Origin of the sequence: Streptomyces sp. NPDC006602 (genome assembly GCF_042870385.1) — a bacterium.
Classification (GTDB): domain Bacteria; phylum Actinomycetota; class Actinomycetes; order Streptomycetales; family Streptomycetaceae; genus Streptomyces.
In genome coordinates, this window is sequence record NZ_JBIAHG010000010.1 from 218,393 (window position 1) to 242,380 (window position 23,988).

Here is a 23,988-nt window from a genome sequence, read left to right on the forward strand (position 1 = left end):
CCGCCTTGCCGTTCGGGTCACGCTACGTCGCGCTCCGCCGCCGGCCCGGGTGCCACGAGGGCCGCCGGACAATCTGCGCCCCGGCGTGAACTCCGCCGTCTCCGCCGTCTCCGCGGGCGGCCGGACACCGGCGACATCCTGTTCGGGCCGGTCGTCTCTCTGACCGGCTACGTCTTCATGACGGTGATCTCGGTCCTCAAGCCCTGGGGCCTGACACGGCGCGGCCGAGACCTGCGGGCGTCCACCCCCGCACGCCCAGCGCTTCCGGGCCTCGTGACGCGGATCAGATGTCTGTCACGCAGAGTCGGTGGCCGGCGTCGTTGGCAGCGAGGCGAGCAGCCCGGCGTGAAATTCTTTCCCTCCGTCCCCAATTGGCATGCCTGTCACAGGCGTTGACCAGGACCTGGCGCAACAGCACAATGAGCGCGCGCACGTGAGAGCGCTCTCAGCGCCGCGCTTCAACAACCCCCACCTTCGAGGAGACCCATGACCGGCAGCCCAGGACCGGGACTCAGCCGCCGTGCGCTCATCGGGACCGGACTGGGTGTCGGCGCCGCGGCCTTCACCGCGGCCGGTTCCGGCGCGGCCCGGGCTGCGGAACGTACGTCCTCCGGCGCAGGCTCCGCGCAGCGTCGGGCGTACGTCTTCCTCGCCGCCGCGATGGACGCCTATCCCGATCACGGCACCATGCGGCTGGCACAGAGCTACACCGACCAGGCCGGCCTGTTCAGCACGGCGTTCACCTACGACAACGCCCTCACTATCCTGGCCCACCTCGCCTCCCGCACCCCGGACGGCCGCTCCAGGGCCGTGGCCCTCGGCGACGCGCTGCTCTACGCCCAGGCCCATGACCCCGGGTACGACGACGGCAGGCTGCGCCAGGCCTACAACGTCGGGCCGTACACCTTCTACGACGGTTCGCCGCAGCCGGACGGCTTCGTGCGAGCGGACGGCACGGCAAACGTCGGAACGCAGTTCGGCTTCACCGGTACGGCCGTGGGCGACATGGCCTGGGCCGGCATCTCCCTGAGCGCACTCGCCCGCCGGACCGGAAAGCGCCGCTTCCTCACGGGTGCCGTGCGGATCGGTGAGTGGATCGAGCGCGTCGGCCGCGCCGGCGAACCCCTCGGCGGCTACAAGTTCGGGGTCAACGGGGCCAACGAGAAACTGCCGTTCACCTCGACCGAGCACAACACCGACCTGATCGGCCTGTTCGGACAGCTGGCCCGGCTCACCGGGGACACGGTGTGGCTGGAGCGGCGGGCGCGTGCCGAGTCCTTCGTCAGGAAGATGTGGGAGCCGTCCGGGGGCTTCTTCTACACCGGCACCAACGACGGCGTGACCATCAACAAGTCCCCTGTCCCCGAGGACACCCAGACCTGGACCCAGCTCGCCCTCTCCTCCCCCGCCCACGCCGGGTCGGTGGACTGGGCCACGACCGAACTGGCTGTCCTGGACACGGCCGACCGGCCCAACAGCTCCGTACCCGCGGGTCAGTCCTACGAAGGAGTCACCTTCAGCTCCGCCAGTCTTCTGGCGAACGAGGACGCCCCGATCGCCGAGGGCCAGCCCAAGCCGAACCGCAACGGCGTCTGGTTCGAGGGAACGGCCCACCTCGCGCTCGCCCTGCGGAACCGGCATGCCCCCGGCGACGAGGCACGCGCCCGACGGCTGATCGCCTCCATCGAGCGGGCCCAGGAGCTTCTGGGCGACGGCCAGACCCTCGGGAGCAAGGCGGTCGCCGCGAGTTCCGGAGTCGTCTCGGCGAGCAGCCCGCTCGACACCGGTTTCGGGTTCGGCTACTACCCCTACCGGCACACGGGTGCCACTGCCTGGTACCTGCTGGCAGCGACACGCACCAACCCCTTGCGGGCCTGAACGCAACTGCGGCGCATGGAGCGCGGCTGTCGAAATGTGCCGTTGTGCGTAGCACGTCCCGGCTTCCTACCGGACTCTTACTCCTCTCCCAACTCCCCTGCCTGGCAACCCATTTGACCGGCCTCTGGGGCCTGAGTACCGCGCGATCCCTTCCGGGGGTCATCGTCGTTGCTAGTTAGGTTTGCCTACACTCAGTCCGCCCTGGCCGGAAGGTGATCTGCCGGGGCGTGCCCGAGAGGAGTTCACCGGTGTGGGACAACGCGCTCCCGAGCTTCCTGATCGGCCTGCGTGAGGGCCTGGAAGCCGGCCTGATCGTGTCGGTTCTGGTGGCCACCCTGGTCCGCTCCGGCCACCGCTCCCGGTTGCCGCACGTGTGGACCGGGGTGCTCGCCGCGGTGGGGGTGTCGATGGGGTTCGGCGCGGTGCTGACCTTCACCTCGGCCGGCCTGTCCGGGCAGGCGCAGGAGGCGTTCGGCGGTGCGCTCAGCGTGGTCGCGGTCGCCTTCGTCACCGCCATGGTGTTCTGGATGCGCCGATCGGCGCGGAGTTTCTCCGGTGAGATCAAGGAGAAGGTCACCGCGGCCGTGGGCATGGGCTCGGGCGTTCTGGTCGTCACCGCGTTCCTCGCCGTCGGCCGCGAGGGGCTGGAGACCGCCCTGTTCCTGTGGACCACGGGGCAGTCGGCCGGCGAGTCCGCCGGGCCGCTCGTCGGTGCGGGGGCGGGCCTGCTGCTGGCCGGCGCCGTCTGCTGGGGTCTGTACCGGCGGGTGCTGCACCTCAACCTGACGCGGTTCTTCACGCTCACCGGCGCCGCACTGATCGTGATCGCGTCCGGGGTGCTCGGCTACGGCTTGCGCGATCTGCAGGAGGGCGGTGTGCTGCCGGGCGCGACGACATATGCCTTCGACCTCTCGGCAGGCATCGATTCCGGCTCCTGGTACGCCACCTTGCTCAGCGGCACGCTCAACCTCACGCCGCAGATGACATGGCTGCAGATCACGGCCTACGGCGGGTACCTCGCCGCGGTGATGACGCTGTTCGCCCGCGGAGTACGCGGCGCGGATGCGCCCGTCGCCGCCTCGCCCGTCGCCGCACCCGTACCGGCGGCACCTCCTTCGGCGCCCGTCGCCGAAGCGGTCGCGCCACGTCCGGCCGTCGCCGAAGCGTTCGGCTCTCCTCCCTCCGTCGCTCCCGGGCGACTCCTGCCCCGGTGGGTCGTGCCGGTGGCCGCCCTCGCCGCTCCCTCCCTGCTCGCGGGTGTGCTGGTGGCGGTCGGCGACTCCAGGCCCGCGTCCGCCGCCACCATCGCCGTCTCCCCCGCGCACTGCGGCAAGGGATTCACCGCCCCCAGACCCGGACGGCAGTCCTTCCAGGTGCGCAACAGCGGCAGCCGTACCGTCGAGGCGTATCTGATCGACCCGGCCACCGCGGCCGTCTACGGCGAGGTCGAGGGCATCGCGCCCGGCACCACCCGCGCGCTGATCGCCACGATCGGCGGCGGGAGTTACGCCTGGCGCTGCGTACCGACCACCGGTGACGCCGTCACCTCCGCCCCGGTCCGGGTCACGGGCGGCGGCACGGTAAGAGCCGTACTGCCCGTCTCCGAGAGAGATCTCGCCGCGCCGCTCGCCTCCTATCGGGGCTACGTACAAAAGGGTCTGGCCCTCCTGCTGGCCAGAACCCGGAACCTCCAAGGCGACATCGAGGCCGGCCGGCTCGGCCGGGCGCGTAAGGACTGGCTGTCCGCACATGAGCAGTACGCCTCGCTCGGCGCCGCCTACGGCACGTTCGGGGACTTCGACGCGCAGATCAACGGGACGACAGCCGGACTGCCCGGCGGGGTGAAGGACTCCGGCTTCACCGGCTTCCACCGCGTCGAGTACGGGCTGTGGCACGGCGAGTCGGCCGACTCGCTCGCCCGGGCCGCCCGGCGGCTCACCGCCGATGTCGCCGCGCTGCGGAAGGACTTCCCCCACCAGGACTTCGACCCCGCCGACCTGCCGCTGCGCACCCACGAGATCCTCGAGGGCACGCTCCAGCACGAGCTGACCGGTGCCACCGACTACGGCAGCGGCACCGGTCTGGCGACCGCCGAGGCCAATATCAAGGGCACCCGGGAACTTCTCGGCCTCCTGCGCCCGCTGGTCGACAAGCGCGACCCCAAGGTCTCTCCCGCGGTGGACAGTTGGCTGCGCCGCACCGAGCAGCTGGTGCTCTCCGCCGGCCAAGAGGACGGGAGCTGGACGCCGGTCGGCAAGCTACCCGCCACCACCCGCCAGAGGATCGACGGCGCCATGGGCCAACTGCTCGAGGAACTCGCCCCGATTCCGGACCTGCTGGAGATCCGGAAGGCCGCCTGAGCACCCTTGCGTCTCACCACCGCCGGCACCACCGGCACCACCGGCACCACCGCACCACCGCACCACCGCACCACCGCACCAGGAAAGGACCACCCCGATGACGCCCCACCAGCCGGCCCCCGAAGCAGGTCACGAGGGTGCCCGCCCCGCGGGCCGTCGTACGTTCGTCAGGACCGCACTCGGTATCGGCGCGGCCGGAGCGGCGCTGGCCGGAGCCGGGTTCGCCGGCGCGGAGTTCACCGGCGGGCTTGCCGTCGCCGCCGACGGCGCCACCACGGGCGGCGGGAGGCTGCCGTTCCACGGCGTCCACCAGGCCGGGATCACCACCCCTCACCCGACCGCGGCCGCCTTCGTCTCCTTCGATGTCGTCGCCGACAACCGCGCCGAACTCACCGACCTGATGCGCACCCTCACCGCCCGGGCCAGGTTCCTGACCTCCGGCGGCACCCCCGAGGACCTGGGCGTGGGCGCGCCGCCCTCCGACAGCGGCATCCTCGGCCCGGACATCCCGGCCGACGGTCTGACCGTCACCGTGGGACTGGGCGCCTCACTCTTCGACGAGCGCTACGGTCTCGCCGCCGCCAAGCCGCGGCACCTCGCGCCGATGCGCACCTTCCCCAACGACGACCTCGACGCGGCCGAGTGCCATGGCGACCTGTCCCTGCAGATCTGCGCGGACCACTCCGACACCGTGCTGCACGCCCTGCGGGACATCGCCCGGCACACCCGCGGCGCCATGCAGGTCAAATGGCGTATCGACGGCTTCCAGAACCCGTCCCGCCCGTCCGGCACCCAGCGCAACCTCCTCGGCTTCAAGGACGGCATCGCCAACCCCGACACGTCATCCACCCGTGAGATGAACAAGCTGGTCTGGGTCACCGAGGCCGACGCCGAGCCGTCCTGGGCAGTCGGCGGCAGCTACCAGGTGATACGGATCATCCGCATGCGCGTCGAGTTCTGGGACCGGGTCTCACTCACCGAGCAGGAGCAGATGATCGGCAGGCGACGGGACACCGGCGCCCCGCTCGACGGCGCCCAGGAGACCGACACGCCCCACTACGCCAAGGACCCGCACGGCCGGGCCATCCCGCTCGACGCCCACATCCGGCTCGCCAACCCGCGCACCTCCCAGACGGACTCCTCGCGCATCCTGCGCCGCGGCTACAACTACGACCGCGGCATCGACCAGGTCGGCGACCTCGACATGGGGCTGGTGTTCTGCTGCTACCAGCAGGACGTGGTCCGCCAGTTCGAGGCCACCCAGGAACGGCTCATCGACGAGCCCCTCGTCGACTACATCACCCCCACCGGCGGCGGGTACTTCTTCACCCTCCCGGGCGTACGCGACCGGTCCGACTGGCTCGGACGAGCCCTGCTGCACGGCTGAACCACCGGCAGGACGACCGGATGCGCCCACTCGATGGGACCCGCGTCCCCTTCGAGGCGATGTCAGCCTTCCACGCCGGTGGCGCCATGGGCGGCTCCGACCGGTTTCGATTCCGGTGAGCCGCGCTGCCGGAGGTAGATCGACAGCACCGCCATCGAGGCGACGGCCAGCAGTTCGGACTGCCAGTTCTGCAGCGTCCGGTTCCAGAAGTCCGCGGCGCCCAGGTACTGGGACCAGCTGATCGGGGCCTGGAGCTGCCGCAAGTGCTGTTCGTTGTAGGCGGCCACGCCGGTGATCGACTGGACCAGCCAGGACAGCAGGAAGACCGTCCCCATGACCAGCAGCAGGGAGTGTGAATAGACCGCGCGTCGCCATCCGCCGACCCGGGCCCATTTGGGTGAGCCCTCCTTGGCGTACTTGCCGATCAACTGCTGCTTGTCGGACTCGGTGCCGCCCTTGTGCAACTCCTTGGACTCCGGGGACCCCCGCTGCAGCAGCCAGACGGTCACGCCGATGTACAGGAAGAACTGGAGGTACTCCGACTGCCAGTTCTCCGCCACGTCGACCGCGAAGTCGGACGACGTCAGGTACTCGGCGAGACTGACCGGTCGGAGCTGATCGGCGACCAACTGGTTGTTGAAGTCGGCGTGTCCGGCGATCGCCTGCCCGGCCAGGGCCAGGAGGAACGTGACGGTGAAGAACAGGCCGAGCCCGTTGTCCCGCGCGAAGCCCCGCGGGCCACGGTGCTCGGGGGGCGTGGTCCGGGACGAGTGCTGGGTCATCGCTGCATCAGTCCCAGGACGGCGAGGTACGCAAGACCGACCGCAATGATCAGGACGACCGCGGTAAACATGGCCCTCATGGCTCACCCACCCTTGATTCGGCACTGGTAGGGCTGTTCCGGCCGCGGGCTGCACCCGGCGGCCACGACCTTCCACCCGGCGGCGAAACGGGAAAGGAACAGCGTGTCCGTGGCAAACACCGCCCGCGCCTGATTGCCGTACACGTCCACCACGCGCGGGGCCCCACCCGAGGCCAGTGATTCCTCGCTCAGTGCCTTCGCGCACGGGCTGCCCGCCGACTGCTCCAACTCCTGCACGGTTCCCGGCGCGAGGGCTGTGCACATACGCCCGTACGCGCCGTCGTCGACCGCCTTCTCGAACGCGATCGCGGCGTCCCGCACCTCGTCGCGCCGCTCCGACACCGTGCCGCACGCGCTCACCGCGCCGGCGAGGACGACGGCCACGGCCACCCGCCACGCTCCTCCGGCCATCCACCCACCTCCGCACCAACCCCGGCACGCCAACCCGACAGCCACCGGCAGTAGACAGTAAGCATCAGCCCTCGAACGGCTTCCACGCCCACAGTTCCCCCACCCGGCCGACTTGGCCAGAAGGAAGGAAGGCGGGTTTACGTCCCGCGGAAGTGGTGAGGCGCGGGGAATGCCGTGCTCCCCCGTCACAGCCGTAACACCAGTGACACGCGTACTGACCTGTGCGCGTTCGACGCATGGCGTGCGGGGGGCGAGGTGAGCGACACCACGCACGCCCCGCACGGTCGTGCGGTGGCGCTCGGGACAACGCCTGCGGCCCGCACCGCGCCCGGGCCGACGAAGCAGCGCGACGCCTTCTTCGACAACGCCAAGTACCTGGCGATCGTGCTGGTGGCGATGGGCCACGCCTGGGAGCCGCTGCGCTCCGACAGCCGTGCCGTGACCGCGCTCTACACGATCGTCTACGCCTTCCACATGCCGGCGTTCATCATCATCTCCGGCTACTTCTCGCGCGGCTTCGACGCGAGCCCACAGAAGATCACACGCCTGGTCACCGGTGTGGTGGTCCCCTACGTCGTCTTCGAGACGGCGTACACCTACTTCACCAGGTGGAGCGACGGCGTCCCGGACCGCCCGGTCAGCCTGCTGGATCCGCTGTATCTGACGTGGTTCCTGGCCGCCCTGTTCATCTGGCGGCTGACCACCCCGATCTGGAAGAACGTGCGTTGTCCGTTGCCGCTCGCGCTCGGCATCGCGGCGCTGGCCACCCTCTCGCCGTCCATCGGCAGCGACCTCGACCTGCAGCGCACCCTGCAGTTCCTGCCGTACTTCGTGCTGGGTCTGTGCCTGAAGCCGGAACACTTCCGGCTGGTGCGCCGCCGACGGGTTCGCATCCTGGCCGCGCCGGTATTCGCAGGCGCGTTCGCCTTCGCGTACTGGGCCGTCCCGCGGATGGACTACGCCTGGTTCTTCCACCGTTATGCCGCCGAGGACTTCGGCGTGCCCGCCTGGTACGGGCCCGTCATGACACTGGCCCTCTTCGGCTGCTCGCTCACCCTGGTCGCCTGCTTCCTCGCCTGGGTGCCCGGGCGCCGGACGTGGTTCACCGCGCTCGGGGCGGGCACGCTGTACGGCTATCTGCTCCACGGCTTCGTCGTCCAGGCCGCCAACCACTGGCACTGGTCCCGCCTCGACTGGACCCACCGGCCGCCCGGCGAGATCGCCGTCAGCCTCATCGCGGGCGCGGTCGTGACCGCGCTGTGCGCGCCGCCCGTCCGTCGTGTCGTGCGCTGCGTGATGGAGCCGACGATGGCCTGGGCGTTCCGGCGGGACACGAGCGCCGAGTCCGTCCGGGACCGCGCCGTAACACACCGGTGAGACGCGAGACCAGGCGGCTGCTCACGCGGGTGATCCGAGCCGGGGCCGGAACGCCGAGATCACACCGCGTCCTTCGTGACCTCCACGGACAGGTCGTTGTCGAGCGTGTAGTAGGGGCGCAGGACGGCGCCGCCGACCGTGGCCGCCGGGTAGACGAACACCTCCTTGCGGTCCGTCACGTCGTCCAGAAGACGGGCGATCCGGATCGCGGGTGCTTGCGCGGCGGGCTCGACGAAGGCGTTCCATATGCCGCCCCCGGTGCCGGTCGCCTCGGCCAACTCGCCGTAGTCGACCGTGAAGGAGAAGCTTCGGCCGTCCTTCCCGGCCCGTGGGTCCAGGGTCAGGACGCTGCCGCTGCCGCCCCGTCGGCGCAGGCGCACGACGGATCCCTCCTGGAGGGTGGCGCCGTGCAGGCGTGCGCCCACGGTCATCGACCGGTCGGCGAGGTCGATGGCATCGACCTCCGCGTGGGCGGGGCGCAGCCATGTCCGTACGGCGAGAAAGCCGTCCTTGGTGGCGTAGGGAATCCGGACGGCCAGTGGGGTCTGCCGGTCCCGCAGGTGTCCGTCGACGAGGGCCCGCAGGTCGCGTAGGCCCGGGCGCAGTCGCTGCCGCTCGGAACCCGGTTCCCGGAGGAGGTACGCGTCCCACCGGCCCTCCGCGAGGACGGGTTGCGGCCCGAGGACGACGCGTTGGCGACCGCCGGCGAGGGGCTCGAGGTCAAGGACGTGGAGGACCTTTTCGGCCTGTCCCTTCTTCGGGCGCAGCCGCAGCAGCAGTTGCTGCCCGTCGGCCGAGCCCGGCGGCAGGTCGAAGGTGATCCGGCCGTCCGCGTCGACCGCGCAGGCAACGCGCGGGGGCTCCGTGTGCTGCTCCATGCTCACCGCTGTCCCTTCCGTACGATGCGCAGCGCACCGCTGGCCGCGGTGAACGCGGCGTCGCGGGCGGCGAAGCCCTGGCTGACCAGGACTCGGCCCGCGCCGGCGCGTTCCGGTGCGGTCGGCCGCCCCGCCTGCCTCGCCGCGACCGCCTCCGCGAGAAGCCGTTCGGCCTGCTCGACCACGGGACCGGGAGCGAACCGCCGTGCGTTGTCCAGAGCCGCGCGGCCCATTCGGCGGCGCCGGTCGTCGTCGCGGACGAGGTCCAGCAGGGCGGCGCCCAGAGCGTCGCGGTCCCCGACGGGCACGAGCCGGCCGTCGACCCCGTCCTCGATGATTTCACCGGGTCCGTAGGGGCAGTCGGTACTCACCACCGGCAGGCCGCAGCGCATCGCCTCGACGATCGTCATGCCGAACGGCTCGAAGTTGGAGGCCGCCGCACCGATCGAGCCCTTCACCCACTCGGCCTCCATGGGGGTCGCGGCACCCATCAGGAAGACGTTGTTCCACAGGCGCAGGTCCGCGATGAGCTGCCGCAGCCGATCGTGCTCCTCCCCCTTGCCGTAGATGCGCAGCTGCCAGTCCGGGTTGTCGGCGGCGACCAGGGCGAAGGCCTGTATGAGCAGGTCGTATCGTTTCACCGGGACCAGCCGGCCGGCCGCGACGACCACCTTCGCACTGCCGTCGGCGGCCGGGAGCACCGGATCGGGCACGCTGTTGGGGAGTGCCTCCACCCGCACGCCGGGCAGCCTCATCTTGCGTCGGTAGGCGGCGGCGTCCGCCTCGGTCACCGTGCTGAGCACGTCGAGTCCGCGGTAGGCCCGGCGCAGCGTGTTGCGCAGCCGTGGCGGATGGTTGTCGAGGGTGAGGTGTTCCTGCCCGAGGCGTCCGACATGGCTTGGAGTCTGGAGCGCGAGATGGACGTTGAGCCCCGGCCTGGTGCCGATGACCACGTCGGCGTCGGTCGTGGCGAGGCATTCGCCGATCCGCTGGTCGGTCAACTCGCTGTACTGCCGGTACCGGTACTCGGCGCGGGGGAACACTTTCGCGGGTCTCAGGTGTAAGGGATGCTCCTTCTCCTGTCTGAGGTCCACCAGCGGCCGCAGCGACACCTTCGGATCGAGGGTGAAGTTCGGGTGCTCGCGGTGCCGCAGCACGGAGACGATCTCCACGTCGTGCCGCTCGGCCAGTGCCTGGGCCAGGTTGAAGGTGGTGGTGATCGTGCCTCCGATTCCGTAGGCGTTGTGAAGCAGGAAAGAAATCTTCATGGCGGGCTAGACCACGACAACTGCCCTTAGGGTTGCGCCCTGTTACCACTTCGTAGTGATCAAGGGACCTGGAGGCGGCGGCCCCGTGCGTAGGGGCGCGCCGCCTCAGGGATCAGGCCAGCGGGGCCGGGTAGGTCGGGTACTCCACCCCGGAGACGTGCTGCACGACGCGGATGACCTGGCAGGAGTAGCCGAACTCGTTGTCGTACCAGAGGTAGAGGATCGCGTTGTCGCCCTCGACCTTGGTGGCGCCGGCGTCGACGATCGACGCGTGGCGGGAGCCGATGAAGTCGCTGGAGACCGCGTCGGGGGCGGTGGTGAAGTCGATCTGGCGCTTGAGCGGCGAGGTCAGGGACACGTCGCGGAGGTGGTCGAGGACCTCTTCGCGGGTCGTCGCGCGAGCGAGCTGGAGGTTGAGGATCGCGATCGAGACGTCCGGCACCGGAACGCGGATCGAGCTGCCGGTGATGGGCGCCTTGAGGTCGGGCAGCGCCTTGGCGACGGCGGAGGCGGCACCGGTCTCGGTGATGACCATGTTCAGCGGCGCGGAGCGTCCTCGGCGGTCGGCCTTGTGGTAGTTGTCCAGCAGGTTCTGGTCGTTGGTGAACGAGTGGACGGTCTCCACGTGGCCGCGCAGGACGCCGTACTCGTCCGCCATCGCCTTCAGCGGCGGGACGATCGCGTTGGTGGTGCAGGAGGCGCAGGAGATGATCTGGTCGTCCGGCTTGATGGTGTCGTGGTTGACGCCGTGCACGATGTTGGGGACGTCGCCCTTGCCCGGCGCGGTCAGGACGACCTTGTCGACACCCGGGCGCAGGTGCTGCCGCAGGCCCTCGCGGTCGCGCCACTTGCCGGTGTTGTCGATGAGGATGGCGTCCTTGATGCCGTACGCCGTGTAGTCGACCTCCGACGGGTCGTCGGCGTAGATCACCTTGATCTCGTTGCCGTTGGCGATGATCGCGCTGTTCGCCTCGTCGACGGTGATCGTGCCCTGGAACTGGCCGTGGATGGAGTCGCGGCGCAGCAGCGAGGCGCGCTTGACGATGTCCTGCTCCCCGCCGCCGCGGACGACGATGGCGCGTAGCCTGAGGCCGTTGCCGGAGCCGGACTTCTCGATGAGCAGGCGGGCGACGAGGCGGCCGATGCGGCCGAAACCGTACAGCACGACGTCGCGTCCCTCACGGCGCTCGATCTTGTTGGCGCCCGTGGCACCGGCGACGGCCTCGGCGGTGAAGGCCGCCACCGACAGGCCGCGGTCGTCGCTCCGGTACGTCGCGGCGAGCATGCCTATGTCGATCTGGGACGGGCCGAGGTCAAGGGTGGTGAGGGCCTGGAGGAACGGCAGGGTCTCGGTGACTGACAGTTCCTCCCCGGCGATCTGCCGGGCGAACCGGTGTGTCTTGAGGATGCTGACCACTGACTTGTTCACCAGGGAACGGCTGTGCAGCAGCACGGTGACGTCCTGCTCTCGGTGCAGCCTCCCGATGATCGGGATCATCGACTCCGCGATCTCCTCGCGGTACTTCCAGTTGGTGAACGAGTCCTCGTTGACAGTCACAGTTTTCTCTTTCGAGCTAGGTGGCGCTCATATGCTAATGCCTCCGTTTCGCAGGTAGGAGGCGGGGTCCAGTCCGGAGAACGGTGGCGCCGGGTTCCGCGCGCAGCCGCTTCTCCGCCCCGCCGCGGTGCGGCGCTCGTGGCGTGCGAGCCGGTCTGGGCCGACCCACAACGGATGTGGTGACCGACACGTCGGCAATCGAGGAGGACCGTGTGCATGTCGTGGTCCAGCACGAAATCCTGAATCCGCAGACGGCGTCAACGTCTGCCACGAGTCGACTCGGAGAAGGCATTCGCCGACCGCCCACTCGGCCTGAGGCCGTCGTCGGCTCCTGTCTGAACAGCTCGGACCCGCGTCCGCGGCGTGGTCCGCCGGTCAGGCCCTGCCTACGTCAGGGTGCGCAGTGCCTCGCCGAGCGCTGCCACGCCCTCGGCGATGGCACCGGGCGGGGTGGCCGCGTAGCCGAGGACGAGGCCGGGGCGGCCGGGGAGTTGGCGGTGCCAGGACAGGGGCTGGCACTTCACGCCCCGGGCTAGCGCGGCGGCGGCCAGTTCGGTGTCGGGTACGTGCGGCTCGTACGTGACGGTCAGATGGAGGCCGGCCGCGGCGCCGTGTACGGTCGCGCCCGGCAGATGCCGGGCGATGGCGTCGATCATCGCGTCGCGGCGGCGGCGGTGACGGCCGCGCAGCAGGCGCAGATGGCGTTCCAGGTCGCCGGAGTCCATGAGGCGGGCGAGTACCAGCTGGGGCAGGACGGCGTTGCCCAGGTCGGTGAAGCGTTTCGCTTCGATCAGCGCGTCGCGGTAGCGGGGCGGGGGTACCAGCCAGCCGATGCGCAGGGCGGGTGCCAGGAGTTTGGAGACGCTGCCCGCGTAGCAGACCTGGTCGGCGAGCAGGGCGCGCAGCGCGGGTACCGGGGGCCGGTCGTAGCGGTGTTCCGCGTCGTAGTCGTCCTCGACGATCAGCCCGCCGTCCTCGGCCCAGCGCAGGAGGTCGCGGCGGCGCTCGCCGCTCATGACCACGCCGGTGGGGAACTGGTGGGCGGGGGTGAGCAGCGCCGCGCGGGCGCCGGTGGCGCGCAGTGCGTCCACGCGCACGCCGTCGTCGTCGACCGGTACCGGTGGGGTGTCGAGGGCTCCGTTCCGCAGGTGCTGGCGGGTGCCGAGCGAGCCCGGATCCTCCACCGCGATGCTGTCGATGCCCGCCGCCCGCAGTACGGGGTGCAGCAGGGTGAGCGCCTGTGCGGTGCCGGCGACGATCAGTACCTCGTGCGGTTCCACCCGGATGCCCCTGCTGCTGGCCAGCCAGCCGGCGACGGCATGGCGCAGTTGAGGGGCGCCGCGCGGGTCGCCGTAGCCGAGCTGCTCGGCGGACAGGTCGGTGAGTACGGCCCGTTCCGCTCGCAGCCAGGCGGTACGGGGGAACGACGCGAGGTCGGGCTGGCCGGGGGTGAAGTCGACGCGGGCGCGGACGGCGCGCAGCGCTTCGAAGACCTCGGCGCCGGGTTCGCCGGCGAACAGCGTGCCCGGTCCGGCACCGTCGGCCGCACGAGCGTGGCCGGTGGGGGACGCGGACGGCGGGAGGGCGGGGGCCGCGACCACCACCGTGCCACCGCGCCGACGTCCCTCGACGTGACCGTCCTCGGTCAGCCGCCGGTATGCCTCGGTGACCACCCCGCGAGACACGCGCAGCTCACCGGCGAGCACGCGGGTGGGCGGCAGCCTGCTGCCCACCGCGAGCCGGCCGTCGGCTATCGCCTGACGCAGCCGCCGGGCCAGCCAGTCGGCCTTGCCGGAACCCGATGCGTCACCGGCGTCGAGCTGGAGGAAGTCGGAGCCGTAGGACGGGGGCCCGGGGTCCGGCGGCGTGGCCTTGCCGGAGGCGCGGGACGCGGAGCCGCCGTTCGCCGACGGGGCTTCGTCAGCGCCGTACACCAGGCTCTGCCCGTCCGCCGTCCGAGCTGTGGCGGAGCCGCCGCCCGCGGACGGGGCCTCGTCGGATCCGTACGACAGGGCGCCGCGGACTGTCGACCGGGCCGTGCCCCGGGACGGGGAGCCGCCGCCCGCCGGCGCGGGGTCGGTGGCGCCGCGTTCGTGCGTCGTCCGGTCCCCCTCGTTCATCGGGTCCATGGTGTCACGCGTCCCTCGGCTCCTCGCGCGGAAATCAGTCGGCGAAGCCGAACTCCGGTGCGGAGCGGCTGAGGACGGCCGATGCCGTGGTGGTCGGCCAGTGCGCGGTCAGTTCCTCGGCGGCGGTCTTGAGCAGTTCCGGTACGGCCTCCGCGCCGCCCTCGTGCATCGCTTCCGTGACCACGAGGATCCGGCTGGTGTGCTCGCCGACCGCGGAGTGGCCGCTCTGGCGGTTGGTCCAGCGGCGGGCGTGTGCCCTGCCGGCGGAGTCGGCGAAGGTCACCTCGCCGGGTGCGGGGTGCTCGGTGCCGCCACCGAAGGTGGTGTAGAGCTCGTCACCGTGGGCGTGGCGCACCTCGAGCAGGGGGCCGCAGATACGGTCGACGTCGAGGACCGCGACCGGTACGCCGTAGGCGACCGAGAGCGCGTTGCACAGGTCGACCACCGGGTGGATGCGGGGCAGTTCGCCCTCCTTGCGCAGTCGCCGCAACAGCGATTCCGAGGCGCAGCGGTACTGCGTCGGCTTGAGCCCCATCCGGGAGAAGGCCCGCCGCCAGGCGAGTACCTCGGGGAAGGCGCTCTCGGAGGCGCCGGCCAGCCGGGTGGTGGCGCGGGAGGTGTACTCGGCGACGCGCCCGGTGACGTCGGCGGTGGTGTCGACGCCGGTGGCGCAGAGCGCGCCGGCGGAGAGTTCGGGGTAGTCGGCCCAGAGGGCGTCCGTGTGCCGGAAGCGCATGCTCACGCCACCGCCAGTCGCGCGCTCAGGCCCACGAAGCAGACGGCGAACACCCGGCGGATGCCGGTCATCACCTGGGGCCGGGCCAGCACCCGGTGACGTACGGCCGCGGCGCACATGCCGTACGCGGCGAAGACGACGAAGGTGAGGGCCATGAAGACTCCGCTGAGCCGGAGCATCGCGCCGAGGGAACCGGAGCCGGACTCTCCGGCGGGAACGAACTGCGGGAGGAACGCGACGAAGAACATCGTGAGCTTGGGGTTGAGCAGGTTGAGCAGCACGCCGGAGAGGATCACGCGGGACGCCGGCCGGGGCTCGGACTCCGTCTCGACCGTCAGCGCGTCCTTGTCGCGCAGCGTCGCCCACGCCATGTACAGGAGGTATCCGACGCCGAGGTACTTCACCGTCTCGTAGGCGACGGCGCTGGCGTGCAGCAGTGCGGCGAGGCCGGTGATCGTCGCGATCAGGTGCGGCACGATGCCGAGGGTGCAGGCGAATGCGGCGACGAGGCTCGCGCGGCGGCCGTGGGACAGCCCGGCGGCGAGGGTGTAGACCACGCCGGTGCCGGGGGTGACCACCACGACGAGGCTGGTCAGCAGGAACGCGATACTCAAGGTGGGCCTCCGCAGGGTTCGTTGTCCCCTCACCCTGTCGCGGTCATGGCCCGCCGGACAGAGCCAAAGCGTGCGGGGTTGAGTGGACCATAAAACTGCTCCGGCCGTCGTTGCGCCGTTCGAGTGGTGCGTGGCCCGACCCCGCCGTAGCGTCGACACAGGTACGGGTGCGGACGGCCGGGAGCGGACATGCGGAGACTCGCGGTGACCAAGGCGGCGGCGCTGTGTGCCGCGGTGGCGTTCGTGGCGGCCATGGGCCCGGCCTCCGCCTCCCCCGCGGCGGCGCCGTCGTCGACGGGGCGGGCCGCGACGCAGCCGGTCAGGGCCACCGTGCTCGTCGACTGTTTCTCGCGGCCTCAGGTGCGTCCCGCCGACTTCATCCTGGCCTGCGGCGACGGCAACAGCCGCCTCGCCTCGCTCCGGTGGACCCACTGGGCCCCCGCGTCGGCCAAGGCCAAGGGCGTCAACTGGGTGAACGACTGCGATCCGTACTGCGCGGCGGGGACCTTCCGCTCGTATCCCGTCGTCGTCCGGCTCGACCGGCCGCAGAGCTGGAAGAAGGATCCGCAGCAGCAGCGCTATGGCCGGATGACGCTCACCTTCCCCGGCGACCGTCCGGAGCGGCCGGCGCGCACGGTGACGTACGCCCTGTGGAACTGAGCCCCCGGCGGAACGGTCCGCCGGCCCTCACCCCGCCTCGTCCGGTCCTCGCCCGATGAGGTCGGCGAGCAGCTGGTCGCTGGTCACGGTCGTGTCGTCCTTGTGGGCGTGCCACCGCTCGAAGGTGTCCGCCGCGGCGTCGGCGAAGATGCCCGGCAGGCCGCTCCCCCGCCAGGCCTCGGCGATCTCCCGCATCTCCGGCTCCCAGCGCCAAGCCCGGGGTCCGGCGCTCGCCCATTGTTCCGGCCGGGCCAGTGGGGTGCCGGGCAGCAGGTGTGCGGCGATGTCGAGGAGGTCGTCGAGGACGCCGTGGCCTTCGGCCAGGGCGCAGGCCTCGGCGGCGAGCGCGTACGAGATCTTGTTGTAGGCGGCGAAGGCCAGCTTGAGCGCCGAGGCGCGGCCGACCGGGCCGGCCAGGACGACCGGGGTCAGCAGCGTGCCGTCGAACAACGCCCGGACCCCCGCCACGACCGTGTCGTCGCCCGACAGATACAGCCGGGTTGTCCCCACCTCACGGGGTGGCGGTCCGGTGATACCCCCGTCGACCAGTCGCGCCCCGGTGCCTTGCAGCGCCTCGGCGATCTGCGCCATGCGCCGGGGACTGACCGCGTTGGCATCGACGTAGACGCCGTCGAAGCCGGCGGCCGCCGCCTGGCGGACGACGTCGAGAGCGGCGGCCGGAGGGCACACGCTGAGGAGCAGCGTGCACTGGGCGGTCAGCTCGGCCATGCTTCCGGCGGATCGCAGTCCCAGCTCGGCTGCCCGCCGCCGGGTTGCGTCCGACCGTTCCCGCGGCAGCCACCAGACCCTGCTGCCCGCAGCCATCACCTGTGCCGCCACCTGTGCACCCATGGCTCCGGGGTGCACGATCCCCACGTCGGTATGAAGCATGCCGGGACCCTATCGCCGTCGGCAGCGACGCCTCGAAGCCGCCTGCCCACGTCGTCAAGGACGCCGTCGGCAACAGCTTTCGCTTCCCCGCCGATCACAGTCTCCAGCCTGGCGACTACGTGAAGCTGCGCGGCGGCAAGGGCACCGACTCGGACGCGAAGAACGTCGTCTACCGCCAGAACTGCAACTTCATCCGGAACAACGACAAGGACACGATCTACCTGTACAAGCCGTCCGGGAGCCGGGCGGACGTGCACGCGTACACCAAGAGCGGTTCCGACCCCGACCGCAACGGTTAGATCACCTTCCACGGCTGACGAACCGTCACGGCCGTCCGGTCACCGGCCGGTACGCCACTTGCTCAGCAGGCGCTTCGCCTGGGCGCGGCGGCGCGGGTCGGACGCGGTGCGCCGCACCTGCTCCACGGTGCGCCGTCCCTGAGGACTCCTCGTGTACTGCTTGATGCGCTGGATGACGCTCGGCATGATCGTCCCTCCTCCGGTCGGCAGGTTTCACTCCCTCGTCGCTGCGCCTACCCGGTGCCGGACCGTTCAGGCCACGGCTCGGTTCCCGGTCCCCTCGGGACCGGGAGCCGTGGGGTCCACCGCGGCCGTCCGTGTGCCTCAATGGCCGCCGCGCAGCAGCGCGCAGACGAAGTTCTCCTGGATGGCACGCAGTTGCCGCAACTGGGCGGGGGCCTGGGTCCGGTTGATCTGACTGGTGACGGAGAACGTCAGTGAGCGGCTGCCGTCCAAAGTGGCCGCGATCAGCTGCGTGTAGCCGGGGAAGTTGCCGGTGTGGCCGAGTACGACACCGCAGCGGGTCGCGTAGCGGAAGATTGCGAGGCCCGCGGAATTGCGTCCCGGGCCTGCCGGTTCGGACGCGCCGGCGATCCAGCGCCGCTGCTCCCGTACCACGCCCTTGCCGTACAGCGCTCCCCCGGCGTAGCCGCGGACGAAGCGGGTCATGTCGGCGGGGGTGGAGACGATGCCTCCGGAGGCCCATACGCCGGAGGCGCCGAGGATCTCACTGACGTCCTCCGGAGGGCCGGGCGGCGTCACGTCGTATCCGTGCAGATAGGGCTCGGGCAACCGGTAGCCCTGCGGAAGACTGGTGTCGCGCAGGCGCAGCGGCTCGTAGACGAGTTCACGCAGCAGTCGTTCGTACGTCGTGCCGGTGGCCGCCTCCGCCATCAGGGCCACGGCGATGTTGTCGGAGTTGGAGTAGCGGTACCGGCTGCCCGGCGGGAACCGCAGCGGTTCGTCGGCCACGTAGTCGAGGAGGCGACGGGAGTCGAAGTGGTGCCGCGGGTCGGCGGTCAGCTCCTCGATGAAGGCGGGGTCTTCGGTGTAGTCCGGCAGGCCGCTGGTGTGGTTCAGGAGTTGCCGCAGCGTCACCGACCCCCAGGCGCTGGGCAGCCGGGGCAGGCGTTTGCGGAGGGTGTCGTCCAGGCGCAGGGCGCGGTGGTCGACGAGGGTGAGCGCCACCGCTCCGCTGAAGGCCTTGGCCGTGCTCGCGATGCGCATGTGGTCGTGCGCGCGGGGCGGCCGGCCCGTGGCGAGGTCGGCGACACCGGCACGCAGGATGTGCTTGTCGTCGCCGCGGCGGAGCACGGCGATGATGCCGGGCGGGCCGCCGGGGCTGCGTACGAACTGGTCGAGCTGGCGCTGCAGCGTCCGGTCGTCCGACGGTCTCGGGGTGGTGTCGGCGGCGGCGCTGACGGCGGCCGGGGTCAGGCCCGCGAGGCAGACGGCGACGACGGCCGCCCGCAGCCGAGTGCGACGGATGGCGGTGCGGCGGGGCGGTGCGGGGCGTGGAGGCATGGCGGCTCCTGAGCGTGAGGTCCGGTGCGGATCCAGCCTCACCGGACGCGAAGGCCGCCTGCTCCTCGTGCTGCTGCATACGGCCCAAGGGAACGGCGACCGGGCGGCCGCCGTTTCTCGGCCTGTGCGACCGCCGCCCCTCGACCGCTCAGTCGTTCAGTCGCTCAGTGGTGCGCAGTGCACGTTGTTCGCACCGCCGCTCTGACTGCCGATCCGCCCCCAGTAGGTCACGCAGTGGCTGGGGTGGCCGATGTACACCGGGCCGGCGTAGGTCGTGCAGAAGCCGTCGTCGAACTCGGGGTCGACGTCCTGGGCATCCGTGAGCGCGGCGGGAGCGAACGGGTCCGTGGCCGGCCTCCTCAGTCCCGGCCACTCACGAACCGGTCGAGCGCAGCGGTGAGTTCCGCGGGCTTCTCCACCGGGAGTTCGTGGCCGGCGTCCAGGATGCGGATGACCGCGTTCGGGTAGGCCGTCGCCATGCGCAGCATCGGGGCGACGGGCAGCTGAACGTCGTGGTAGCCGTGCACCAGCAGGGTGGGGACGCTGATCTCGCCGACGCGGTCGAGGACGTCGAAGGCGCGCATGGCGGAGTAGAGCGTCATCACCACCTCGCGCGGAGTGGCCGCCGACGCGCCGATGTAGGCGCGGATCTCCTCGCGAGGGTAGCCGGGGGCGAAGGCGCGCTGGATGTTGGCGGCGACGAAGAGCTTGAACGGGACCAGGGTGGAGGCCGCCATCAGCAGAGCCCTTCCCCGGCTGTAGGCCATCTTGCTGATGGAGTTCACCAGCACCATGCGCTCGACCCGGTCGGGGTGGGCGAGGGCGATGGTCTGCGCGATCATGCCGCCCATCGAGTGGCCGACGGGGATGAAGCGGTCCACCTTGAGGTGGTCGAGGAGGGCCAGGACGTCACCGGCGAGGTCCTCGATCGTGCGGGCGCCCGATCCGGTGCTCTCGCCGTGGCCGCGCAGGTCGAGACGGATCACCCGGCGCAGTGGAGCGAAGTGGGCCATCTGGTGGTCCCAGCGGTGGCGGTTGGCCGTCCAGCCGTGGATGAACACCAGCGGCGTGGCGTCACCTTCGCGGGGGCCCTCGTCGTCGTACGTCAGTGTGGCGGCGTCGAGGGCTAGCTGTGGCATGGGGCCTGGCCTCCTGCGGTGTCGATGGAGTTACTGCCGAGTACGGTAATGGGCGCTGGGGCCGCCGTCACCGTCGCCGCCCGAGGAAATCCAGGATGTGTCCGAACACGTCGAGGGCGGCGCCCCGGCCGAGGAACGTGTCGAGATGACCGTAGCCGGGGATCTCGGTGTAGGTGACGTCCAGCTGGGGCTGCCGGTGGGCGAGGACGTCGTGGCAGAGCTTCTGGGAGTCCTGCCACAGGCCGTTCTCGCTGCCGGACAGCAGCAGGACGGGGGTGTCGATGCGGGCGGCCGCGTCCAGGGCGTTCTGGGGCAGGGTCCGGTAGCGCAGGTCGGTGTCGTGCCAGCGGACCACCGTGCGGGCCAGTTCGATGCGGCGCAGGTGCGGCAGAATCCACAGGGGCGCGGGGCCGAGGAGTTCGGCGAGGCGGTCGTGGGTGGTCTCGGTGAGGTGCTCGTGGACGAAGAGCGAGGCGCCCGTGCCCCAGGCCGAGTTGTGCAGGATCTGGCAGGTCGGGTCGGGACAGCTCGCCTTGCGGGAGGCCAGCGCGAACAAAGGGGTGTACTTCGACCACAGACCGACCTTGCGGATGTCGACGGGGATGTGGTCGATGCGGGACTTCAGCAGCTCTCCCGCCAGGGTCATGCGCAGGGAGGTGCGGCCGGCGAGCTTCGGAGTGAGGAACACGCCCTGGGACACGACACCGGCCAGGCCCGGCACCAGGCCGGCCGTCATGCTCAGCGAGAGGGTGAGCGAGCCGATGCAGTGGGCGACGACGAACAGGGGCCGGTCGCCGATGCGGGCGCGGATGTGGGCGACGGCTTCGGGGATGTCGTACAGGGCGACGTCGTCGTAGGTGTACTTCTGGCCGGTCTCGTTGTACGGCAGCCGGCAGCTGCCGCGCCAGTCCAGCAGCCACGGCTCGTAGCCGTCGTCGAGGAGGACATCGACGAGGTTGCGGGTCTCCGGCAGCAGGAACATGTCCGCGGAGGCGGTGTGGCCGTGCAGGAGCAGGACGGCGGGACGGTCGGCCTCGCCGCTGTCGACGCGGGTCAGGCCGAGGCGGACGCCGTCGCCCGCGCGGAAGGGGATCTCCTCGACCCTCGTCGGGTCGAGGCGGTGGCGGAGCGGGCGCAGGGCCGTGGTGGTGCGGACCTTGCGGAGCGCGGGCCTGGTCCTGGGGCCGGCAGCCTTGAAGATCATCGGTTGTGCTCCGTGGGGGTCTGGGTGCGGCGCAGGTCGAGCAGGTCGGCGGCGGCCCTGGCGAAGGGGCCGAGCAGGCCGCGGCCCATCTCCAGGCCGAACCAGGCCAGCCAGGTCAGCTTGGCGGCCCGCTTCTCCTGGCCGGTCAGGCGCGGGTCCACCTTGATGCCGTCGATCTGGTCGCGTACGTAGCTGTCGGCGGGGACGACGATCTCGCCCGCCAGGTGGGCGGCCTCGCCCTCGCGGCCGATCTCGACGCTCAGGGCGCGGGTCTGCCGCCAGACGTCGCGGCGGGCGCGGGCGTACTTGCGGCCCTCCAGCCACCAGCGTCCGCCGTCGGGGTCGCGCAACTGAAGCCGGTAGCACAGGAGTTGGTGGCGCAGGCCGTGCTGGTGCGGGATGCCTTCCTCGGGGCGGATCCAGACGTCGCCGCGCTCCACGACGAGCGGTTCGGGGTGGAGGGCGGTGCAGCGGAGTTCGCCGCGCACGTCCACGCGGCGCTCGGTGACCAGTTGGTGCATGCTCGCGATGGAGAGGGTGAGCTCCGTCGAACAGGGGGTGGCGGGCGCCGACGTGCCGATCGGGCGTACGGCGCCCTCGGCGGTCTCCTTGAACCACAGGTAGGGCTGGTCGTCCTTGTGCGGCAGCCGGGCCAGACCGTCGCCGGCGAGCCGCTCGAACGTCTTCAGCTGGGCCCGTGCGTCGTAACGGGCGGCGGGTTCGAGGCCGAGTGCCTCGAGGAGAGCGGCGGTACGGTCCATGGTGGCGGCCGGGCCGGTGAGGGTCGCCTCGCACAGTTTGAGAGCGGCGGGGCTCTGCAACACCCGGGACAAGAAGGACAGTTCGGGTACGGGGTCGGACTGGAGACGGGCGAGGGTGTCCGTGCGCCACTCGTCCCAGTCCTGGACGCGTACGTGCATGCCGCCGAGTGCCATGTCCCGTACGACGTCGTCGAGGGTGTTGGGGACGCCGGTCAGGTTGTAGTCGTAGCCCCAGGCGTCGGGTTCGCATACGGCGGCGACCGCGGCCCGGCTCACCCAGTCCACCGGGGCGGCGTTCAGATGCCGGAAGGCCGGGACGGTCCGGAAGCGGGCGAAGGCCGAGAACAGGCCACTGCTGAGGTCCTGGGGGTTGTAGGCGCCCGTCTTCGTGTGGCCGCCGATACCGCCGGGACGCAGGGCGGTGACGACCAGTCCGTGGTCGCGGGCGCGGCGCAGGGCGACCTCGGCGGCCCACTTCGTCTGGTCGTAGCCCGCGATGAGGCGGTCGACGTGGGCCAGCGGGTCGTCCTCACCCATGGCGGTGATGCCCACCTCGTTGAAGACGGCGATGGACGAGATGTGGTGCAGCGGCTTGGGGCGGCCGGTCGCGGCGAGTTCGGCCAGGGTCAGGGTGCCGAGGACGTTGCTCTGCCGCAGTGACTGGTAGCCGCGCAGGAAGTCCACTGCGGCGGCGACGCCCACGACGCTGTCCAGTTCGTGGGCGAGGGTGTTCCAGACCTCGTCGGACAGGCCCAGGTGCGAGCGGCGGATGTCGCCGGGCAGCACGGTGATCCGGCGGCGCACCTCCGAGGACCAGGGCAGGTGATAGCTCCGGAGCGCCTCACCGAGACGGGCGACGGCCGCGTCCTCGTCTGCCGCGCGGACCAGGCAGTAGAGGTGTGCGTCGCTGTGGCGCAGCAGGTCCAGCAGCATGTGCCCGCCGAGGAAGCCGGTCGCGCCGGTCAGCAGGATCCGGCGGGGCGGCAGCGGCTCGGGAGAGCCGGTGAAGGGCAGGCGGTCGGCGAGGGCGAGGTCGGCGAGGATCTGGTCCAGGTCCTCGCGGCGGGCGGTGGTGTGCGGAGCGTGGGCGGTGGTGTGCGGAGCGTGGGCGGTGGTGTGCGGGGCGTGGGCGGTGGCGGGTGGCGCCGGGACGGCCGCGGAGACCGGGGTCGGTGCCGTGTCGGGCGAGGGGAGGGTGGCGGGGGGTGCGGGTGTGGTCGCGGCGACGGTGGTCGGCGAGGCGGGCGGGATGGCGGTCACGGCGGTCGGCGGTGCCGGCGTGGTCCTGTGCGCGCCGGGGGCCGTTGCGGTCGTGGGTATGCGGAGTCCCGCCGCGGGGGACGCCTTGAGCCAGCGCTGGGCGAGGCTACGCGGGCGGGCGTCCGCGAACACCTCGTCCAGGTCGATCTCCAGGCCCAGTTGGTCCTCCAGCTCCGCGACGAGTTCCACGGCGTTCACGGAGCTGCCGCCGGCGTCGAAGAAGTCGGCGTCGGGAGAGAGGTGTCCGCCGGGGAGGTGGCGGGCGGCGGCGGAGGCGATGAGGGCGGCCAACGCGTCGGTGTCCGGGGAGGGCGCGGAGGCGGGCGTGCCGTCGGCCGCGGAGGCGGACGGCGGTTCGGCGGCGGGCACCTTGCCGAGGGCGGGATCCGTGCCCGGCACGGGCTCAACACCGAGGGTGGGCCCATTGCGGGCCACCGGTTGAGTGCCGGGCGCGGTCGTCATGCCGGGCACGGACCCAACGCCGGGGTCGGGGGCACTGCCGGGCGCGAACCCCGTGCTGGGCTCGGGCACCATGCCGGGCGCAGGCTCAACGCCGGCCTCGGGAACCTTGCCGGGCGGCGGCCCAGCAGTGCGCCCGGCCTGCTGTCCCGTTGAGTCGGCCGTGCGGGCCCCCTCCCTCGGTCGGGTCACCTTTGCCAGGAGCTCGGTCACGCTGAGCCCCGTACCGCCCCGCTCGATCGCCTCGGCGGTGGCCCGCTGTGCGGCGTGTGCCGACGTGGCCTCGTTCACCTCACGCATGAGTGCCCTTCATGATGTGCGCTATCGTTTTCC

Annotated in this window: 19 protein-coding genes and 2 pseudogenes; 7 read left to right on the forward strand and 14 right to left on the reverse strand. The window is 71.3% G+C overall.

Annotation, left to right across the window (positions count from 1 at the left end; genetic code table 11):
• Positions 1-73: 73 nt before the first annotated feature.
• From ACFYO2_RS25580 to efeB, 4 genes and pseudogenes are all read left to right on the forward strand, one after another.
• Positions 74-258 (forward strand): annotated as a pseudogene (locus tag ACFYO2_RS25580) (DUF2269 domain-containing protein); the annotation flags it as partial.
• 228 nt (positions 259-486) lie between these two features.
• Positions 487-1,878: a Tat pathway signal sequence domain protein gene (locus ACFYO2_RS25585; RefSeq protein WP_388353344.1), complete on the forward strand. Its 1,392-nt coding sequence runs from the start codon at positions 487-489 to the stop codon at positions 1,876-1,878.
• A 248-nt stretch (positions 1,879-2,126) separates the two neighbouring features.
• On the forward strand, positions 2,127-4,238 hold the full coding sequence (gene efeU, locus ACFYO2_RS25590) for an iron uptake transporter permease EfeU (protein ID WP_388353347.1): 2,112 nt from the start codon (positions 2,127-2,129) through the stop codon (positions 4,236-4,238).
• A gap of 97 nt (positions 4,239-4,335) precedes the next feature.
• The gene (gene efeB / locus ACFYO2_RS25595; RefSeq protein ID WP_388353350.1) at positions 4,336-5,625 is read left to right on the forward strand and encodes an iron uptake transporter deferrochelatase/peroxidase subunit; all 1,290 of its coding nucleotides are present in this window, start codon (positions 4,336-4,338) and stop codon (positions 5,623-5,625) included.
• A 62-nt stretch (positions 5,626-5,687) separates the two neighbouring features.
• Here efeB and ACFYO2_RS25600 read toward each other — a convergent pair whose 3' ends face one another.
• Entirely contained in the window at positions 5,688-6,407 is a 720-nt protein-coding gene (locus ACFYO2_RS25600) for a DUF6766 family protein (protein WP_388353353.1), read from the reverse strand.
• Positions 6,408-6,490: 83 nt separating this feature from the next.
• Positions 6,491-6,898 (reverse strand): hypothetical protein, encoded by a 408-nt coding sequence (locus tag ACFYO2_RS25605; protein ID WP_388353355.1) that lies wholly within the window; start codon positions 6,896-6,898, stop codon positions 6,491-6,493.
• A gap of 255 nt (positions 6,899-7,153) precedes the next feature.
• Between ACFYO2_RS25605 and ACFYO2_RS25610 the strand changes: the two genes are divergently transcribed.
• Positions 7,154-8,275: an acyltransferase family protein gene (locus ACFYO2_RS25610; protein WP_388353358.1), complete on the forward strand. Its 1,122-nt coding sequence runs from the start codon at positions 7,154-7,156 to the stop codon at positions 8,273-8,275.
• 59 nt (positions 8,276-8,334) lie between these two features.
• Here the strand turns inward: ACFYO2_RS25610 and ACFYO2_RS25615 are convergent, their stop codons facing one another.
• The 6 genes from ACFYO2_RS25615 to ACFYO2_RS25640 all read right to left on the reverse strand — a co-directional run bounded on the left by ACFYO2_RS25615 (position 8,335) and on the right by ACFYO2_RS25640 (position 15,458).
• Positions 8,335-9,153 carry a hypothetical protein gene (locus ACFYO2_RS25615; RefSeq protein ID WP_388353361.1) on the reverse strand — a complete coding sequence of 273 codons (819 nt, stop codon included), beginning with the start codon at positions 9,151-9,153 and terminating at the stop codon, positions 8,335-8,337.
• Between the two features lie 2 nt (positions 9,154-9,155).
• The gene (locus ACFYO2_RS25620; protein ID WP_388353364.1) at positions 9,156-10,421 is read right to left on the reverse strand and encodes a glycosyltransferase family 4 protein; all 1,266 of its coding nucleotides are present in this window, start codon (positions 10,419-10,421) and stop codon (positions 9,156-9,158) included.
• 112 nt (positions 10,422-10,533) lie between these two features.
• Positions 10,534-11,979, reverse strand: coding sequence for a glyceraldehyde-3-phosphate dehydrogenase (locus tag ACFYO2_RS25625; RefSeq protein ID WP_388353367.1), 1,446 nt, complete (start codon positions 11,977-11,979; stop codon positions 10,534-10,536).
• 386 nt (positions 11,980-12,365) lie between these two features.
• Positions 12,366-14,099, reverse strand: a complete 1,734-nt coding sequence (locus tag ACFYO2_RS25630) for a PLP-dependent aminotransferase family protein (RefSeq protein WP_388353369.1) — start codon at positions 14,097-14,099, stop codon at positions 12,366-12,368.
• Positions 14,100-14,142: 43 nt separating this feature from the next.
• Positions 14,143-14,844, reverse strand: coding sequence for a B3/4 domain-containing protein (locus tag ACFYO2_RS25635; protein WP_388353372.1), 702 nt, complete (start codon positions 14,842-14,844; stop codon positions 14,143-14,145).
• 2 nt (positions 14,845-14,846) lie between these two features.
• Complete coding sequence (locus ACFYO2_RS25640) at positions 14,847-15,458, reverse strand: LysE family translocator (RefSeq protein ID WP_388353375.1); 612 nt, start codon at positions 15,456-15,458, stop codon at positions 14,847-14,849.
• 189 nt (positions 15,459-15,647) lie between these two features.
• Here ACFYO2_RS25640 and ACFYO2_RS25645 point away from each other — a divergent pair, with 189 nt between their 5' ends.
• A complete protein-coding gene (locus ACFYO2_RS25645) occupies positions 15,648-16,118 on the forward strand; it encodes a hypothetical protein (RefSeq protein ID WP_388353378.1) in 471 nt (156 codons plus the stop codon).
• A gap of 27 nt (positions 16,119-16,145) precedes the next feature.
• Here ACFYO2_RS25645 and ACFYO2_RS25650 read toward each other — a convergent pair whose 3' ends face one another.
• Entirely contained in the window at positions 16,146-17,009 is an 864-nt protein-coding gene (locus ACFYO2_RS25650; protein WP_388353380.1) for a DUF1932 domain-containing protein, read from the reverse strand.
• A gap of 47 nt (positions 17,010-17,056) precedes the next feature.
• On the opposite strand from ACFYO2_RS25650, the pseudogene ACFYO2_RS25655 reads away from it, so the two are divergent.
• Positions 17,057-17,308: pseudogene (locus ACFYO2_RS25655) on the forward strand (lamin tail domain-containing protein); the annotation flags it as partial.
• A 39-nt stretch (positions 17,309-17,347) separates the two neighbouring features.
• On the opposite strand, the gene ACFYO2_RS25660 reads toward ACFYO2_RS25655, so the two are convergent.
• From ACFYO2_RS25660 to ACFYO2_RS25680, 5 genes are all read right to left on the reverse strand, one after another.
• Complete coding sequence (locus ACFYO2_RS25660) at positions 17,348-17,494, reverse strand: hypothetical protein (RefSeq protein ID WP_388353383.1); 147 nt, start codon at positions 17,492-17,494, stop codon at positions 17,348-17,350.
• A 138-nt stretch (positions 17,495-17,632) separates the two neighbouring features.
• Positions 17,633-18,832, reverse strand: coding sequence for a serine hydrolase domain-containing protein (locus ACFYO2_RS25665; RefSeq protein ID WP_388353385.1), 1,200 nt, complete (start codon positions 18,830-18,832; stop codon positions 17,633-17,635).
• 359 nt (positions 18,833-19,191) lie between these two features.
• The gene (locus ACFYO2_RS25670) at positions 19,192-19,971 is read right to left on the reverse strand and encodes an alpha/beta fold hydrolase (protein WP_388353388.1); all 780 of its coding nucleotides are present in this window, start codon (positions 19,969-19,971) and stop codon (positions 19,192-19,194) included.
• A gap of 67 nt (positions 19,972-20,038) precedes the next feature.
• A complete protein-coding gene (locus ACFYO2_RS25675) occupies positions 20,039-21,175 on the reverse strand; it encodes an alpha/beta hydrolase (protein WP_388353391.1) in 1,137 nt (378 codons plus the stop codon).
• Positions 21,172-23,955 (reverse strand): thioester reductase domain-containing protein, encoded by a 2,784-nt coding sequence (locus ACFYO2_RS25680; RefSeq protein ID WP_388353394.1) that lies wholly within the window; start codon positions 23,953-23,955, stop codon positions 21,172-21,174. Before ACFYO2_RS25680 ends, ACFYO2_RS25675 begins: the two co-directional genes overlap by 4 nt.
• Positions 23,956-23,988: the final 33 nt, after the last annotated feature.

Bases quoted from the DNA above. Each gene is read 5' to 3' on its own strand.
- ACFYO2_RS25620 (WP_388353364.1), bottom strand. From the start codon at position 10,421: ATGAAGATTTCTTTCCTGCTTCACAACGCCTACGGAATCGGAGGCACG.
- efeB (WP_388353350.1), top strand. From the start codon at position 4,336: ATGACGCCCCACCAGCCGGCCCCCGAAGCAGGTCACGAGGGTGCCCGC.
- ACFYO2_RS25635 (WP_388353372.1), bottom strand. From the start codon at position 14,844: ATGCGCTTCCGGCACACGGACGCCCTCTGGGCCGACTACCCCGAACTC.
- ACFYO2_RS25630 (WP_388353369.1), bottom strand. From the start codon at position 14,099: ATGAACGAGGGGGACCGGACGACGCACGAACGCGGCGCCACCGACCCC.
- ACFYO2_RS25670 (WP_388353388.1), bottom strand. From the start codon at position 19,971: ATGCCACAGCTAGCCCTCGACGCCGCCACACTGACGTACGACGACGAG.
- ACFYO2_RS25675 (WP_388353391.1), bottom strand. From the start codon at position 21,175: ATGATCTTCAAGGCTGCCGGCCCCAGGACCAGGCCCGCGCTCCGCAAG.
- ACFYO2_RS25665 (WP_388353385.1), bottom strand. From the start codon at position 18,832: ATGCCTCCACGCCCCGCACCGCCCCGCCGCACCGCCATCCGTCGCACT.
- ACFYO2_RS25605 (WP_388353355.1), bottom strand. From the start codon at position 6,898: ATGGCCGGAGGAGCGTGGCGGGTGGCCGTGGCCGTCGTCCTCGCCGGC.
- ACFYO2_RS25680 (WP_388353394.1), bottom strand. From the start codon at position 23,955: ATGCGTGAGGTGAACGAGGCCACGTCGGCACACGCCGCACAGCGGGCC.
- ACFYO2_RS25600 (WP_388353353.1), bottom strand. From the start codon at position 6,407: ATGACCCAGCACTCGTCCCGGACCACGCCCCCCGAGCACCGTGGCCCG.
- ACFYO2_RS25645 (WP_388353378.1), top strand. From the start codon at position 15,648: ATGCGGAGACTCGCGGTGACCAAGGCGGCGGCGCTGTGTGCCGCGGTG.
- ACFYO2_RS25660 (WP_388353383.1), bottom strand. From the start codon at position 17,494: ATGCCGAGCGTCATCCAGCGCATCAAGCAGTACACGAGGAGTCCTCAG.
- ACFYO2_RS25585 (WP_388353344.1), top strand. From the start codon at position 487: ATGACCGGCAGCCCAGGACCGGGACTCAGCCGCCGTGCGCTCATCGGG.
- ACFYO2_RS25650 (WP_388353380.1), bottom strand. From the start codon at position 17,009: ATGCTTCATACCGACGTGGGGATCGTGCACCCCGGAGCCATGGGTGCA.
- ACFYO2_RS25615 (WP_388353361.1), bottom strand. From the start codon at position 9,153: ATGGAGCAGCACACGGAGCCCCCGCGCGTTGCCTGCGCGGTCGACGCG.